The organism is Williamsia sp. 1135, from assembly GCF_002095395.1.
Taxonomy (GTDB): domain Bacteria; phylum Actinomycetota; class Actinomycetes; order Mycobacteriales; family Mycobacteriaceae; genus Williamsia.
In genome coordinates this window covers 50,584-66,080 of the sequence record NZ_MJEI01000102.1, presented here as the reverse complement: position 1 = coordinate 66,080, position 15,497 = coordinate 50,584, and the positions used below count along the sequence as shown (strand labels likewise).

Below are 15,497 nucleotides of genomic sequence, written 5' to 3'. Positions count from 1 at the left end.
TTGATACAACTGGTGGGGTTCGCCAGCGGCATCGGCTCGAGTTGTCCACGGTGTCTTCGGCGATTGATTCGGGTTTCTTCGACAAGGGAGTTGATGTGAGCGAGCAGAGAACAGCGATAGTCACCGGCGCGGCGCGCGGAATCGGAGCCGCGGTGGCCAAGAAGCTGGCTGCCGACGGGCTGGCGATCGCGGTCCTGGACCTCGACGAGGCCAGCACGGCTGACACCGTCAAAGCGATCACCGACGCCGGTGGCCGTGCGTTGGGAGTCGGCGCCGATGTCTCCGACGAGGATTCTGTTGCCGCTGCAGTCGAGAAGATCGCCAAGGAACTCGGCGATCCGACGGTACTGATCAACAACGCCGGCATCACCCGGGACAACCTGCTCTTCAAGATGCCGGTCTCCGATTGGGATGCCGTGATGAACGTGCACCTGCGCGGTGCCTTCCTGATGACGCGCGCGGTGCAGCAATACATGGTGGCAGCAAAGTTCGGGCGCGTCGTCAACCTGTCGAGCACCTCGGCGCAGGGCAATCGAGGCCAGGTCAACTACTCCGCCGCCAAGGCCGGCATGCAGGGCTTCACCAAGACCCTTTCCATCGAACTGGGCAAGTTCGGCGTCACCGCGAACGCCATCGCGCCCGGATTCATCGAGACCGAGATGACCGCCGCCACCGCAGAACGCGTCGGTGTCCCGTTCGAGGACTTCAAAGCGGCAGCCGCATCTCAGATCCCGGTGGCCCGCGTCGGTCAGCCCGACGACATCGCGAACACCGCGGCCTTCTTCGTCAGCGAGGGTGCGGGCTTCGTGTCCGGCCAGGTCATCTACGTCGCGGGTGGCCCCAAAGACTGATGTGCAGGCGGGTGGTGGGTGCGTGTTCTCGCGCACCCACCACTCGTGGCACAATCGTTTTGCACAATCCGCCATGGTGTAATCGGCAACACTCCTGATTTTGGTTCAGGTATTCTAGGTTCGAGTCCTGGTGGCGGAGCAAACACGCTGGTGAGGCCAACAAAACGTCCTTGAGAAGGGGCCTATGGACGGCATGAGCGATTACAGCGGCGGCCCCGGAAATAGTGCGCGTTCAAGAACATTGATCTGGTTGCTCGCCGCAATTCTCGGCATCGTCCTGGTGGCCACCGCGGTTGTTTTCGCGTTCGTCCTGGCCGATTCGTCGGATGCCGAGCCTTCGGCGGCGTCCACCACCACCCTGCCTCCGCCGGTGACCGAGACAGTGACTCAACAAGCACCGGTGCCGCAACCGATCGTTCCTACTGTCGCAGAGCCAACTGTCGAGGAACCCGCGGCGCCGCAAGCCGCCGTCGGTACTACGTGCGATACCCCGGGTTATGTGGGTTTCGATGCCTCCGGGACCGAACTGGTCTGCCAGTACATGGGGGCCGGCGGTGGGTACAAATGGGTGAACATCGTGCCGTCGTCTGGACCCGGCGAACTCGGAGGCCCCTGCGATCCGGCAACGCAGGCGACTGCTCGTACATCTGATGGCCGAGCGCTGCTGTGCTCGCCTGGCCCGAACGGGGAACCTGGTATCTGGATGGACGGTCCGTAGCGAGCTGGCGCACCGCGACAAATGCACATCGTTCAGTCAAATGCACATGTTGCAGCAGGTGCTTTTGACTGAACTGTGTGCATTTGTTGTCAGCACCAGCTCAGCCGCCGGAGCGGTTCCGGCATCGGCGACCGGCCTATAGTGAGCCGCACAAGGTCAGGGTTCGTAACAGGAGGGACAGTGGTGGCAGTCGACCGTCCCACGGCGCAGGAAGAAAAGGTTCAACGGGCGCCACGGGCGCGAATGACTGGTACCCAACGGCGGCACCAGCTCATCGAGGTCGCCCGGGGGCTATTCGCCGAGCGCGGCTTCGAGGGCACGTCCATCGAAGAGATCGCGCAGCGCGCCGGAGTCTCGAAACCTGTTGTCTACGAACACTTTGGCGGCAAGGAAGGCCTTTACGCGGTGGTCGTCGACCGCGAGATGGAAACCCTGCTGGAGATGGTCACCTCTTCTCTGACCAAGAACCGATCCCGCTACCGCGTCCAGCAGGTGGCATTGGCGTTGCTGACGTATATGGAAGACCGCACCGAAGGCTTCCAGATCCTGGTGAGAGGTACGCCGACCTCGGGGGATTCAGGTCGTTACTCCAGTCTGTTGACCGATGCGATCAGTCAGGTGGAGCACCTGCTCGCCAGTGATTTCCAGCGCCGCGACCGCGACCCCGCTCTGGCCCCGCTGTACGCGCAGGCGCTCGTCGGAATGGTGACGGCAACCGCGCAGTGGTGGCTCGACGTCCGCGAACCGTCCAAGGAGGTGGTCGCCGCCCATCTGGTCAACCTCTGCTGGAACGGGTTGATGCACCTCGAGCTGGATCCACACCTCGTGGGACCCAATGAGCGGCAGGACGACGAGGGCCCAGAGTCCTGAAGTGGTGGGTTCTGGCGGGCCCGACCTGGCGAAACGCTCGCCAGAACCCACCAAAATCGGCTAGGTGAGCTGCAGGCTGCGTTTGCTCAGACCCATCCAGAATCCGTCGATGACCTGCTTGCCGACTTGTTCGGCGTCGTCGCTGGCACCGAGCGCCACGAACAGCGGAGACCAGTGCTCGGCGGTGGGGTGAGCGTAGGGCATGCCAGGGGCTTCGGTCTTGAATCTGATCAACGAATCCACATCGCCGGCGGCGAAGCGTTCTCCGGCCCAGGCGTCGAACTCCTTCGACCACGTCGGGGCCACGGCATCTGGCCGCCAATCGCGCAGAAACGGTAGGCCGTGGGTGGTGAATCCCGATCCGATGATCAGAACGCCCTCATCGCGAAGGGGTGCCAGGCGGCGGCCGAGGTCGAGCAGCTTCTCAGGCTCGAGCGTCGGCAGCGAGATCTGCAGCACCGGGATCTGTGCCTCCGGGTACATGACGGTCAGCGGTACGTAAGCGCCGTGGTCGAGTCGACGGTGCGAATCGTGATTCACCGCTTGTTGATCGGGCATCAGCGCGGCAACCTTGTCGGCAAGGTCGACGGCGCCTGGAGCGTCATACCGGACGCGGTAATAGTGCTCGGCGAATCCGCCGAAGTCGTACGTGAGCGGCACCGACGGGTCGGTTGCGCCGATGGTCAGCGGCGCGGACTCCCAATGGGCCGACACCATCAGGATCGCCGTGGGTGTGGGTAGGTCCGTGGACCACTGGTTCAACTCGGACACCCAGCGGGCATCGTCGACCAACGGAGGAGCTCCGTGGCTCAGATACAGGGCCGGCATGCGCATCATGGACATGATCATACAAACACGGACCGCGGTCCGTTTGATTCCCGGGGAATGAATGCGCAGTTCAGATCGGTGGCGCGTCCGAATCGTCGACGTCGAACTGCATCAGGATGCAATCGACCCAGATCCCGTGCTTGAAGCCGACCCGTTTGAGTCGGCCCACGTTCTCGAAGCCCGCCTCGGCGTGCAGAGCCACCGATCCGGTGTCGGCGACGTCCGCGATCACCGCGACGATCCTGCGGACCGGGGTATCGGCAACAGCGTCGAGCAGGCTTCGCAGCAGCGCCCTGCCGTACCCCTTTCCGGTGTGGTCGGGACTGAGATAAATGGTGTTCTCGACGGTCCAGTCGAAGGCCCGCTTCACCCGATACCGGCCGACGTAGGCGAAACCCACGACCGCACCGCCCTCGTCCTCGGCGACCAGGAACGGCAGTCGAGCGGCGTGGAGGTCGGCGCGCTTGATCTTCCACTCGGCGGCAGTCGGGGCGTCGTAGTCGAAGGTGATCACGGTGTTGTCGACGTAGTACTTGTAGATCTCGGCCACCGCGACGCAATCGGGCGCCGTGCCGGGACGAATGGTGACGGTCACAGGGCGAACCTGGTGCCTGTCGCGGTCTCCGCGAGCTCCCACAGCAGGCCCGCCGTACGGAAGTCGCAGGCCGCTGGGGTGCGCCCGACAAACGTCGGTCCACCGCGTAAGCCGAATCTGCCGTCGGGTCCCACGTACGCACCCGAGGGCACGTCGGGTGTGAGGGCGTACAACGTCAATGCCGCACCCTCGGCAGGACTGTTCGCCAGGACGGTTCCTGCTCCCTCGATGATCTTGTCGATCGGACCGATTCCGGTGAGCCCGAGGATGCCGGTGGTCGCCCAGCCGGGGTGCGCAATCGCCGTCGACACTCCAGACCCCGCCGCCCGCAGACGGCGGTCGAGCTCGAGCGCCCACAACATGTCAGCGAGTTTCGACTGCGAATAGGCCTTCGGTCTGCTCCACGCCCGTCGCTCGAAATGCGGATCATCGAGTCTGACCGTGCCTGTCTTGTGCGAGGTCGACCCGACGATCACCACACGATCGGCAATATTAGGCAACATGAGATTGGTGAATGCGAACGGCCCCAGAAAGTTTGTGCCAAAGCACATCTCGAATCCATCGGCGGTGTGGGTGTGTTCGCGTGCCATCACGCCGGCGTTGTTGATGAGGCTGTCGATCTGCCCCAGCCCCTCGGCGCACCGCCTGACCGATGCCAGATCAGCGACATCGAGCTCGACCACTTCGGTACGGGCCCCGGCGGTTTCGGACGCAAGCTGGGCCGCGCGCTCCTTACCCCGCTCGAGATCCCGGACGGCCAGCACCACCTGGGCGCCTACACGTGCGAGACCACGGGCGGTTTCCCAACCGATCCCGTTGGTCGCGCCGGTGACGACGACGCGCCTGCCGTCCATTCGTGGCAGGTTCGCCGCCGACCAGCGTGATGTCATGCGGTCAGCTTAGTGGAGGTCGCCCTGCCGTCATCGCCGCGGCGATCGATTCAGACGATTCCGCTGGGTGCTCGCCGGCTGCCGGGCTCCTGCGTCGGCATGCTGTTGGCGGGCACAGGATACGGAGAACCGAGGCCCACGAAGCCTGCCCCGACGTTCGGCCCGCACTGCGCCGCCGCCAGCTCGACTTTGGGCGCGGGGTCGCTGAACCGGGGCCGTCTCGCGTCCGGGGATGCCGCGAAGTCGAACGCCGACGTCATGTCCCCGGTGACGCTGCGTCGCCACGGGGTCAGATTGGGTACGTCGACGCCGAATCTGGTTTCTATCAGGCGCAGCTGGGAGGTGTGGTCAAAGGTCTGGGAGGCAACCAGTCCGCCGCGGCTGTAGGGGGAGATGACGAATGCCGGCACTCGGTAGCCCAGGCCGATCGGCCCGCGCACGCCCTTCGACGACGCCACCGAGTTCAGATTCGGGACGGTCACGTACTCGCCCGGGGTCCCTTCGGGCGCGGTCGGCGGGGTGACGTGATCGAAGAATCCGCCGTTCTCGTCGTAACTGATGATCAATGCAGCCTTCTCCCACACCTTCGGGTTGGACGTCAGGATGTCGAGAAGATGCACGATCCCGACGGCGCCGAGCTCCGCGGGAAGTGCTGGATGCTCGCATTCGAGGAGGTTCGGGACCACCCACGACACCGACGGGAGCTTGTCCGCCGCGACGTCTGCTGCGAAATCGTTCGGGTAGGTCGGCACGATGCCGCGCTGATTGAGTTCGGAGTTCACGTCGGCCGCCTGCGTGAAACAGGCCATCATGCCGTCGAGGATCACCGACGACAGCGGCCCGAAATCTTTGTTGTTGTAGATTTCCAGCTCACCCCGGCGTCGCGCAGGTTCTCGGGCATGGTGCGCCACGAGTACGTGAACTTCGGGAGCTGGGTGGGCGTCTCGAGGAGCGGTCCACCGGCGACGCCATCGGGGTCGATCGAGGCGCTCATCCAATACAGGCGGTTCGGGTCCGTCGGCCCGATCAAAGACGCGTGATAGTTGTCGCACAGCGTGAACGCGTCGGCGAGTTCGTAATGGACGGGGATGTCCGCGCGTTCGTAGTAGCCCATCAGTGCGGGCCCGTTCGCAGGCCCCACCGAGTTGATCGACATCGGCAGCCAGCCGTCGTTGCGACCGCCGTTCCATGCGGCGTGCAGGCCCGCCCAGGAATGATCGGGGTCGTTGATGCACTCGCCGTCCAGGCTCGGCCCGCGGGTGGTGTCGAGGCGGAACGGCATCGTGTAGCCGGTTCTGGTCGGCCCTACGTTGGGCGCCCAGCCATGTTGCTTCCAGGCGTCGGACGGGTCGTCGAAACCGCGCACACCCTGGAGGGTCCCGAAGTAGTGATCGAACGACCGGTTCTCCTGCATGAAGAACACGAAGTGCTCGATGTCGTCGAGAGAACCGGAGCCGCCCGGGTCGGCTGCGTACGCCCGGTCGATGATCGGGTTCGCCCACGACGCGAGGAATGCAGTGCCGCCGACTGCTGCGACCTTGGCGAAGAACTCGCGCCGGTTCATTCCGGCAAAGGGGCTGGTGGACACGGTAGCGCCTCCTCGGTTGGGGCAACTCGACAACTGTAGGTCCGGTCATGGTCGGGTGACCGGCGTTTGGAGAGCTCGGGCGATCGCGTATCGGTTCGCACCGGGGCCAGCTGCGTGAACGATTGTCACCGGGCACCCGTAAACTGAATGATGTGACTGGGCCCTCTGCTGCATTTTTCACGGGACAGCTGTCGGGACTGGCACAGATCGCGGCGTCCGACGCTGCGCTGACCGGTCTCGTGGCCAAACTCGGAACACCGGAACATGAGTTCGTGGGGCCGCCCGCGGCGCGGCCGTTCGTGATCGCCGCGATGGCTGCCGCCGCGCCGGATCCGATCCTCGTGGTCACGGCCACCGGGCGCGAGGCCGACGAACTCACCGCGCAACTGCGCGACATGGTCGGTAAGACCGTCAGTCAGTTCCCGTCGTGGGAGACGCTGCCGCACGAGCGGTTGTCCCCGTCTGCGGACACCGTCGGTCAGCGCCTGCGGGTGCTGCATCGCCTCCGGCATCCCGAAGAAGAGAGCTACGGCCCACCGCTCAAGGTCGTGGTGACAACCGTCCGCTCGCTGGTCCAGCCGATGGCGCCCGGTCTGGGCGATTTTGATGCGATCACGCTGCAAGAGGGCGCCGACGTCGATTTCGACAATCTCATCGCCAAGCTGGTGGAGCTCGCGTACACCCGCGTCGACATGGTCGGCAAACGTGGCGAGTTCGCGGTGCGCGGCGGCATCCTCGACGTGTTCCCGACGACGACCGACTACCCCGTACGCGTCGAGTTCTGGGGCGACGAGATCACCGAACAGCGGGCGTTCTCGGTCGCCGATCAACGCAGCCAACCCGAAGTGGACATGAAACTGGTCCACATCCATCCGTGCCGCGAACTGTTGCTGACCGACGGGGTCAGGATGCGTGCCGCCGACCTCGCCGAGCGGGTCTCGGCGTCGGGTACCGACGCCGAGAAGAGTTCGACCGGACCGCTGGTGGAAATGCTCACCAAGTTGTCCGACGGAATCGCGACCGAGGGTATGGAGGCGCTCATCCCAGCGCTCGTCCCCGGACAGATGCAACTGCTGACCGAGGTGATGGCCGCGGGCACCCACGTCCTGGTTCTCGACCCGGAGAAGGTCCGGACCCGCGCCTCCGATCTGGCCCGGACGGGTGCAGAGTTCCTCGAAGCGTCCTGGACGGCCGCCGGTGGCGGCGCGGAGGCACCCATCGATCTCGGTGAGGTCCTGCACCTCGAGGACAGTGCCTACCGGTCACTCACCGACGTCCACGCGCAGACCGTCGCAGCGGACCGGCTCTGGTGGACCCTGAGCCCGATCGGAATCGGCACAGAGCTGACCCTCTCGGCCGGACCCGCTCCGCGTGGCGACGAAAGCGAAGTTGCCAAAACCTTTGCCGCCCTTCGCGTGCACATCAATGCCGGGAACCGGGCGGCCATCGTCGCAGCCGGTGCGGGTACGGCCGAACGCATCGTCGAACGTCTCGGCGAAGCCGATGTCGCGGCGAAGCTGGCCGAGGCCGGCGAGTTGCCCGAGCCCGGCATCGTTTCCGTCCTGCGTGGCGCGCTGACCTCGGGTCTGGTGCTACCAGACGCCGGACTGGTCATCGCCACCGAACCGGACCTCACCGGCGCCCGGATCACGGGCGCCAAAGACGGTCGCAGACTGCCGGCCAAGCGCCGCAACCAGGTCGACCCGCTGGCCCTGACGGCCGGCGACATGGTGGTGCACGACCAGCACGGCATCGGCAAGTTCGTCGAGATGATCGAACGGACGATCGGCGGCGCACGGCGCGAGTACCTGGTGATCGAATACGCACCCAGTAAACGCGGCCACCCCGGCGACCGGTTGTTCGTGCCCATGGACTCGCTCGATCAGCTCTCGCGATACGTCGGCGGCGAGACCCCGTCACTGTCGAAACTCGGTGGCTCGGATTGGCAGAACACCAAACGCAAAGCGCGCAAGGCTGTTCGGGAGATAGCGGGTGAGCTGGTGCAGCTGTATGCCGCCAGGCACGCCGCCCCCGGTTACGCCTTCGAGCCGGACACCCCGTGGCAGCGCGAGATGGAAGATGCTTTCGGGTTCACCGAGACGATGGACCAGGTCACGGTCATCGGCGAGGTGAAGGCCGACATGGAACGCCCTGTGCCGATGGACCGCGTGGTCGTCGGCGACGTCGGATACGGCAAGACCGAGATCGCCGTGCGCGCCGCTTTCAAAGCGGTCCAGAGTGGCAAGCAGGTCGCGGTTCTCGTGCCGACAACCATTCTCGCGCAACAGCATCTGGCCACCTTCACCGAACGCATGCAGGGCTTTCCGGTCACGGTCGCGGGATTGTCGCGGTTCACCGACACCAAGGAATCGCGCAAGGTCATCGACGGCCTCGCCGACGGCAGCGTCGACATCGTCATCGGAACCCACCGGTTGCTCGCCTCCGGCGTGCGCTGGAAAGATCTCGGACTGGTGGTGGTCGACGAGGAGCAGCGCTTCGGTGTCGAGCACAAGGAACACATCAAGGCGCTGCGTACCCACGTCGACGTGTTGACCATGTCGGCGACGCCCATCCCGCGAACCCTGGAGATGTCGATGGCCGGGATCCGCGAGATGTCGACGATTTTGACGCCCCCGGAGGAACGGCATCCGGTGCTGACCTATGTCGGCGCCTATCAGCAGAAGCAGGTCGCGGCCGCCATCCGCCGCGAGCTGCTCCGCGACGGCCAGGTCTTCTACGTTCACAACCGGGTGAGCACCATCGACAAGACCGCGGCCCAGATCAAGGAGATGCTTCCCGAGGCCCGGGTTGTCGTGGCGCACGGGCAGATGGGCGAGGATCTACTCGAACGTACGGTCACCGGCTTCTGGGATCGCGAATACGACGTCCTGGTGTGCACCACCATCATCGAGACCGGCCTGGACATCTCGAACGCCAACACCCTGATCGTCGACCGTGCCGAGGTCCTCGGACTCTCGCAGCTCCATCAGCTGCGTGGACGTGTCGGCCGCAGCCGGGAGCGCGGGTACGCGTACTTCCTCTACAACGGTGACAAGCCGTTGACCGAAACCGCGTACGACCGCCTCGCGACCATCGCGCAGAACAACGAACTCGGCGCCGGAATGGCGGTGGCCCTCAAGGACCTCGAGCTGCGCGGCGCCGGAAACGTGTTGGGCGCGGAACAATCCGGTCACGTCGCCGGCGTCGGATTCGACCTCTATGTCCGGCTGGTGGGCGAGGCCGTGGAAGCCTACCGAGCCGCTGCAGACGGCAGGCCGATTGCCGCCGAGGAAGACCGCGAGGTCCGCATCGACCTGCCCGTCGATGCCCACATCCCGCCCGATTACGTCGACTCGGACCGGTTGCGACTCGAGGCGTACCGGAAGTTCGCCTCCGCCGACACCGCCGAAGAGATCGCCGGCGTCGTTGACGAGCTCGTCGACCGTTACGGCCCGTTGCCGCCGGAGGTGTCGCGGCTGGTCTCCGTCGCGAAACTGCGGCAGCTCGCGCGTGAACTCGGTGTCACCGAGGTCGGAGTCGCGGGCAGTCAGATCAAGGTGTCGCCGCTCAAACTCCTCGATTCTCAGCAGGTCCGGCTCAAGCGGCTGTATCCGAGCGTCGTCTATCGGGCCACCACCGGCGTTGTCGGACTGCCGATACCGCGGACCGGCGGCATCGGCAGCGATCGGGTGCGCGACGTCGACCTGGTGCAGGTGGTCGCCGATCTCATGCTCGTCGTGGACGGGCGCACGCCTGGGTCCGTCAACATGCGCCTGCCCGGTGAGGCGACCGCAGAGGCCGCCGGCAAGAAATGACCGACGACTCCGGCGGCGACGGCACAGCCAGCGGTTACGAGTTGCTCGCAGCCGTCGAGCTGATGGACCGGCTGCGGCGCGCCGGACCCTGGGAGAGGGATCAAACCCACGAATCACTGCGGCGTTATCTGGTCGAAGAGACCTACGAATTGCTCGACGCCATCGACTCGGGGGATCGCGATCACCTGCTCGAAGAGCTGGGCGACATCCTGCTGCAGGTGCTCTTCCACGCCCGGATCGCGGCCGACCGCGCCGATGAGCCGTTCGACATCGATGATGTGGCAAGGGCTTTCACCACCAAGATCTCTGCACGTACCCAAGGCGTCCTGAGCGGCAGCGACATCGATCTGCAGACCCAGCTCGACGAATGGGAGTCACGCAAGGCTGCGGAGAAGGCGCGGGGATCGGTGCTGGACGGCGTCGCGACCGGTCAGCCATCGCTCGCACTGGCCCAGAAGGTTCTCGAACGTCTGGCCGCCGCCGGCTTCCCGCGCGATCTCCTGCCGAAGGATGTCACCGACATTCGAGTGGTCGCCGATGGACCCAGCATCGAAGATGAGCTGCGCCGGTCGGTGCTCGCCTTCATGGCAAAGATCCGCCTCGCCGAAACCGCCGCCGGATCCGGTGAACTCAAGAACGAAGACTACTGGCGCACCCACTACCCCCACTAGCCCGATTTTGGTGGGTTCTGGCGACGTCGACCTGCGGGTTTGCTCGCCAGAACCCACCAAGATCGGGTCGGGGCGGGTCAGGTGAAGAGGTGCTGACCCCAGTATTCGCCTTCTTGCAGGCCCGGGGGACAGGCGAACAACGCGGTGCCGGTGTGCATGAGGTACTCCATCATGGCGTCCTTGCTCGCCAGCGCCCGTTGCATCGGGACGAACTGGGTGTGCGCGTCGCGGCAATAGGCAATGAAGAACAGGCCGGCGTCGAGGTGACCGAAACCATCTGATCCGTCAGTGAAGTTGTAGCCGCGCCGCAAGATTCGTACGCCGCCCAGATTGTCCGGATGAGCCAGGCGCACATGGGCATTGCGTGCGATCAACGGCCCGGTGCCGTCGCCGATGTTGAAATCCGGGTCGTCGAACTCGTCGACTTTGCCCAGTGGGGCGCCGTTGCCCTTGAACCGGCCAACGATTTGTTCCTGCTCCAGCAGCATCGCCCGGTCCCACGGTTCGATGTCCATCCGGATGCGCCGGGCCACGAGGTAGGTGCCACCGGTCATCCATTGTGCGCCGGGCGGATTGTCGGAGCCTGCGACCCAGACGTGCTGATCCAGTGCCGCCGTGTCATCGGCTTTGATGTTCGAGGTTCCGTCTTTGAACCCGAACATGTTTCGCGGTGTTGCCTGCGTGGTGGTTGTCGACGACGTCCGCCCGAAGCCGAGCTGGGACCACCGGACGCTGACCACTCCGAAACCCATGCGCGCAAGATTGCGGATCGCATGTACCGCGACCTGGGGGTCGTCGGAGCAGGCCTGGACGCCGATGTCACCGAAACTGCGTGGACGTTCGATCGCGTCGGCGACGAAGGCCGGTAGATCCTGCAGTGCAGCAGGCTTCCGATCGGCGAGACCAAAGCGGTCGACGCCGGTCGGGTTGGCGGCATTCGGGCCGAACAATCCCGGCCCGAAGCCGATGGTCAAGGTCAGCGAAGCCGCCGAAAGGCCTAGGGCCTCACCGGTATCGGCCGGGGGAGTGTAGTCACCCAGGTCGAGGGCGCCGCCTTCGACGGTGTCCAGCCCCCGGGTCATCCGCTCGGCCGCTGCGGTCCATCGCTTGAGCATGTCGATCAGCTCGTCGCGGTCGTCGGTGATCACATCGAATGATGCGAAATGCAGGCGGTCCTGCGCCTCGGTGATAATCCCTGCCTGTCGCCGGCCATAGAAGGGGACGATGTGGGCGCGTGCGTCGGCCGCCGATTCGGCTGCGGTCGAGCGACCCACCACAACACCACCTGCCGCGGCGGCAGCGACCGCCCCGACACCGGCGGCGCCGAGCACCACACGGCGGGTCACGCCGGTGCGGTGCTCGGTGCCTGGTGACGCCGTCTCGTCGGTCGCGTCGCCCTCGGGTTCGATCATGATTGCGCTGCCGGGGTCACGACTGGCCCATCACCAATCCGGGGACGAGGCTCAGGCTCTGCGAGAGCGCATCGATCTGATCGGAGAAGGTCTTGCGGGCGTCTTCCGGTACCTGGTCGTACGACTGGAAGCCGTCGGCGGTCTGATATTGCTCGATCGACGTGCGGACCGCTGCGAACTGAGCAGTGATCTTGTCCATGAGCTCGGGATTCTTGGCCGAGATGATCGGCTGCATCGCCGCGATCAAGGTTTCGGAGCCATCGACGTTGGCCGCGAAGTCCCACAGGTCGGTGTGGCTGTAGCGGTCTTCCTCGCCGCCGACCTTGGTCGCCGCGACCTCGTCGATGAGAGCCTGCGGTCCCTTGACGAAAGAACCGGTCTCGAAGGTGAAGTCGGTCTTGTCGACTTCTTCCTTCAGGGTGTTCACGTTGGCCAGCAACGCATCCGCAGCCTTGTCGGCTTCGGCCTTGTTGTCGGTCGCGACGGCGTTGTCGAAGTCGGCCTGGGTCACATCGCCCGGGTTGTCGCCGATGTCGGCCTGCTGCGGAGCCCACAGGAATCGTTCGAGGCGATGAAAGCCGGTGAACGGTTGCGCACCGTCTTCGGTGTCATCCCAACGCATGTCGATCGCGGGGTCGAGATCTGGGAACGACTCCGCGACCGGCTCGATGCGTTCATAGAACGTACGGGTCAGGCCGAATTGGTTCTTGGCGGCTTCGAGGTCGCCCGCCTTCACCGCGGCGGTGAATGTCGCGGTCTGTGCCGCCAACCCGTTGACCTGGCCACGGACGTAGTCGAGGTACGAGGCCTTGGCCTGCTCGACGTCAGCGGGGGCCTTCGCCTTCTCCTTGGTCTCGCCCGTGACGTTGAGTTCGGTGCGGATCCCGGTACCGACCATGCCCGGCTTGCAGGCGGTTTCGTACTTACCGGGCTCCACGATCTCGACGGTGAGCTTGCCGGTCAGGCCAGGGCCGATGTTCTCGACCTCACCGAGCACCCGGTTGTTGTTGCCGTACACGTAGAACTCGGTGACCTTGTCGCCATTGTTGGTGACATTGAACGAGACGTTGCCGGTCTCGGCATCGGTGCTCGCGAGATCGCAGGTGTCGTCGGTGGTGCTCACCGCGATGTCGCCCTCGGAGGCCTCGGTCTTGTCGGTACACGCCGCAAGGACGAGCGGGCCGGCGACCGCCGCGCACATCAGCGCCACGACCTTCGTGGATCGGGTTCGTTTCATGTGGGAGTACTGCCTTTCTTAGGTGACCGGAGCTAGGCGACGGCCGACGTGGGAGTTGGGTGAGGTGGTGCGGTCTTCGTCCGTCGCGGCCACAGGAACGCGGTCATGACGACGACGAGATAGGTCGCCCAGCCGACCACCTGCAATACGGTGGGATCGGGGCGGAAGTTGAAGATCCCGGCGAGAACTGTTCCGTACCAGGAGGATTGGTCGTACCAGGAGGTGAGGTTGAACGCCGTGTTCGACAGGCCGGGCAACCAGCCGACGGTCTGCAGGGCACGAATGGCGTAGGCCAGCATGCCGGCGGCGACGAACACCAGGAAAATGCCCGTATAGGTGAAGAACTTCTGGAAGTTGATCCGGACGGTTCCCTGGTAGAGCAGCACTGTCAGGACGACGGCGATCAGCACACCGAGTATCAACCCGACCAGTGGCCAGTTGCTGCCCGAGGTGTTCTCGGCATAGCCGACCATCAGCAGTGCGGTCTCGACCCCCTCGCGGCCGACCGCCAGAAACGAGAGCAGCACCACTGCGCCGGAACCGACCTCCAGGGCACGGGCCATGGATTCCTTCAGTTCGCCGGAGATCGAGGCGGCCGCGCGCTTCATCCACAACACCATGAAGGTCACGATCACCACGGCGGCGAGCGAGGAGACCCCGGCGATCGCCTCCGCGGTCAGCCCGGTGACGGTGGAGGTTCCGTAGTGGATCACCGCGAAGATGATCAACACCATCGCGATTGCGGCGCCGACCCCTACCCATACCCACTTCAATGCGTCCCGACGATCGGACTTCACGAGAAACGCGACCAAGATCATCACCACGATGCCGGCCTCGAGACCCTCGCGGACGCCGATGAGGCCACTCCCGAAGAGTTGGGTCGCGACCGAGGGGCCAGAGCTGTCCGCAGCCAAGTTCAACAAAGTCAGCTCCTCTAGGGATCGTTAGGGTCGCATTGCCTAACCGAGCGATCGTAGCGCGCAATCCGGGGAACCAATACCGCCGCCTGAGAGTTGGTCCCAAAAGAGAACAATGTCCAGATTCTGCGCTGATCTACGAATTCGTACATAACGGACATTTCGTTCGAGCTCACGTCTGACCGACGCCCGCGATTTGATACCCGTGATCGACGCGTCGATCAGGCACAGTGGAACCGGACCACATCGGGTGGCCGAACGCTTGGCGGTAGTACCGAGGCCTACGGAAGTACCGAGGCATGGAGACGGTGAGGATGAGGGTGGCGACAGGAGTACGGCGTAGACCGGCCGGCCGGAGGAGTTCTGTCCTCGGCCGGGTCGCGGTTGCGATCGCAGTGGCGTCGGCGGTGCTGGTGACCACGAGTTGCCTCGACCTGCCGTCGAAGCCGGAGGTCGCCATCCCCGATGGCATTCCGCCCAACCCCGGTGCACCGGTTCCGTATTTCGACGTCAACACCCCCGGCCGTACCGCGGAGCTGTTGCGGGACTGGGCGACCTCGATCGCCGAGCAGACGAAGATCCCGTTGGTCTCGCTCCAGGCCTACGGCAACGCGGCGGAGATACAGCGGCAGCAGCACCCCGAATGTGGCATCTCGTGGACCACCCTGGCCGGCATCGCAGGCGTTGAGAGCAAGCACGGGACGTATCGCGGGTCGCAGATCGCGGCGAACGGTGACGTCTCGCCCGAGATCCGCGGAGTACCCCTGGACGGCACCTCCGGGAACGCGCACATCGCCGACACCGACTCCGGGACCCTCGACGGCGATGATCAACTCGACCGCGCCATGGGCCCGTTCCAGTTCATCCCCACCACCTGGGAGCGGTATGGGGTCGACGCCAACGGCGACGGCCGCGCCGACATGGACAACATCGACGATGCCGCGCTGTCGGCTGCTCGGTACCTGTGCGTGTCCGGCGGCGACCTGACCACGCCGCAGGGCTGGGAGAAGGCCGTGAAGGTCTACAACAACTCCATGCAGTACGTCCTGGACGTGCGAGATCACGCCAATGCGTACTCGGTCAACGTGGCCTACTGATCGTTAAC

At 65.0% G+C, this 15,497-nt stretch carries 12 protein-coding genes, 1 tRNA gene and 1 pseudogene; 7 read left to right on the top strand and 7 right to left on the bottom strand.

From position 1 onward, the window contains the following. Nucleotides 1–95 precede the first annotated feature (95 nt). The 4 genes from fabG to BFL43_RS20830 all read left to right on the top strand — a co-directional run bounded on the left by fabG (nucleotide 96) and on the right by BFL43_RS20830 (nucleotide 2,439). Nucleotides 96–851: a 3-oxoacyl-ACP reductase FabG gene (fabG, locus tag BFL43_RS20845; RefSeq protein WP_084894524.1), complete on the top strand. Its 756-nt coding sequence runs from the start codon at nucleotides 96–98 to the stop codon at nucleotides 849–851. 67 nt (nucleotides 852–918) lie between these two features. Next, a tRNA-Gln gene (locus BFL43_RS20840) sits at nucleotides 919–990 on the top strand. A 54-nt stretch (nucleotides 991–1,044) separates the two neighbouring features. Beyond that, nucleotides 1,045–1,569: a hypothetical protein gene (locus tag BFL43_RS20835; protein WP_143695447.1), complete on the top strand. Its 525-nt coding sequence runs from the start codon at nucleotides 1,045–1,047 to the stop codon at nucleotides 1,567–1,569. 243 nt (nucleotides 1,570–1,812) lie between these two features. After that, on the top strand, nucleotides 1,813–2,439 hold the full coding sequence (locus BFL43_RS20830; protein WP_206186724.1) for a TetR/AcrR family transcriptional regulator: 627 nt from the start codon (nucleotides 1,813–1,815) through the stop codon (nucleotides 2,437–2,439). A gap of 60 nt (nucleotides 2,440–2,499) precedes the next feature. Here BFL43_RS20830 and BFL43_RS20825 read toward each other — a convergent pair whose 3' ends face one another. From BFL43_RS20825 to BFL43_RS20810, 4 genes and pseudogenes are all read right to left on the bottom strand, one after another. Further along, nucleotides 2,500–3,282 (bottom strand): class III extradiol ring-cleavage dioxygenase, encoded by a 783-nt coding sequence (locus BFL43_RS20825; protein WP_084894521.1) that lies wholly within the window; start codon nucleotides 3,280–3,282, stop codon nucleotides 2,500–2,502. A gap of 55 nt (nucleotides 3,283–3,337) precedes the next feature. After that, nucleotides 3,338–3,862 carry a GNAT family N-acetyltransferase gene (locus tag BFL43_RS20820; RefSeq protein WP_084894372.1) on the bottom strand — a complete coding sequence of 175 codons (525 nt, stop codon included), beginning with the start codon at nucleotides 3,860–3,862 and terminating at the stop codon, nucleotides 3,338–3,340. Then, complete coding sequence (locus BFL43_RS20815; RefSeq protein WP_084894371.1) at nucleotides 3,859–4,752, bottom strand: SDR family NAD(P)-dependent oxidoreductase; 894 nt, start codon at nucleotides 4,750–4,752, stop codon at nucleotides 3,859–3,861. Before BFL43_RS20815 ends, BFL43_RS20820 begins: the two co-directional genes overlap by 4 nt. Nucleotides 4,753–4,802: 50 nt before the next feature. Continuing rightward, nucleotides 4,803–6,340, bottom strand: a pseudogene (locus tag BFL43_RS20810) (alkaline phosphatase family protein). Nucleotides 6,341–6,492: 152 nt separating this feature from the next. Between BFL43_RS20810 and mfd the strand changes: the two are divergent. Both mfd and BFL43_RS20800 read left to right on the top strand, forming a co-directional pair. Beyond that, on the top strand, nucleotides 6,493–10,155 hold the full coding sequence (gene mfd / locus BFL43_RS20805) for a transcription-repair coupling factor (RefSeq protein ID WP_240498393.1): 3,663 nt from the start codon (nucleotides 6,493–6,495) through the stop codon (nucleotides 10,153–10,155). After that, complete coding sequence (locus BFL43_RS20800) at nucleotides 10,152–10,826, top strand: MazG family protein (RefSeq protein ID WP_084894370.1); 675 nt, start codon at nucleotides 10,152–10,154, stop codon at nucleotides 10,824–10,826. The genes mfd and BFL43_RS20800 overlap by 4 nt, the downstream gene beginning before the upstream one ends. Nucleotides 10,827–10,903: 77 nt before the next feature. Here the strand turns inward: BFL43_RS20800 and efeB are convergent, their stop codons facing one another. The 3 genes from efeB to efeU are packed head-to-tail and all read right to left on the bottom strand — an operon-like array spanning nucleotide 10,904 to nucleotide 14,395. Continuing rightward, on the bottom strand, nucleotides 10,904–12,238 hold the full coding sequence (efeB, locus tag BFL43_RS20795; protein ID WP_084894369.1) for an iron uptake transporter deferrochelatase/peroxidase subunit: 1,335 nt from the start codon (nucleotides 12,236–12,238) through the stop codon (nucleotides 10,904–10,906). Nucleotides 12,239–12,254: 16 nt separating this feature from the next. Beyond that, on the bottom strand, nucleotides 12,255–13,475 hold the full coding sequence (gene efeO / locus BFL43_RS20790) for an iron uptake system protein EfeO (RefSeq protein ID WP_084894368.1): 1,221 nt from the start codon (nucleotides 13,473–13,475) through the stop codon (nucleotides 12,255–12,257). 32 nt (nucleotides 13,476–13,507) lie between these two features. Then, nucleotides 13,508–14,395, bottom strand: coding sequence for an iron uptake transporter permease EfeU (efeU, locus tag BFL43_RS20785; protein ID WP_084894517.1), 888 nt, complete (start codon nucleotides 14,393–14,395; stop codon nucleotides 13,508–13,510). Between the two features lie 386 nt (nucleotides 14,396–14,781). On the opposite strand from efeU, the gene BFL43_RS20780 reads away from it, so the two are divergent. Beyond that, entirely contained in the window at nucleotides 14,782–15,489 is a 708-nt protein-coding gene (locus tag BFL43_RS20780; protein WP_240498399.1) for a lytic transglycosylase domain-containing protein, read from the top strand. Nucleotides 15,490–15,497 lie beyond the last annotated feature (8 nt).

Bases quoted from the DNA above. Each gene is read 5' to 3' on its own strand.
- BFL43_RS20800 (WP_084894370.1), top strand. From the start codon at position 10,152: ATGACCGACGACTCCGGCGGCGACGGCACAGCCAGCGGTTACGAGTTG.
- BFL43_RS20835 (WP_143695447.1), top strand. From the start codon at position 1,045: ATGAGCGATTACAGCGGCGGCCCCGGAAATAGTGCGCGTTCAAGAACA.
- BFL43_RS20825 (WP_084894521.1), bottom strand. From the start codon at position 3,282: ATGTCCATGATGCGCATGCCGGCCCTGTATCTGAGCCACGGAGCTCCT.
- efeO (WP_084894368.1), bottom strand. From the start codon at position 13,475: ATGAAACGAACCCGATCCACGAAGGTCGTGGCGCTGATGTGCGCGGCG.
- BFL43_RS20830 (WP_206186724.1), top strand. From the start codon at position 1,813: ATGACTGGTACCCAACGGCGGCACCAGCTCATCGAGGTCGCCCGGGGG.
- efeB (WP_084894369.1), bottom strand. From the start codon at position 12,238: ATGATCGAACCCGAGGGCGACGCGACCGACGAGACGGCGTCACCAGGC.
- BFL43_RS20815 (WP_084894371.1), bottom strand. From the start codon at position 4,752: ATGACATCACGCTGGTCGGCGGCGAACCTGCCACGAATGGACGGCAGG.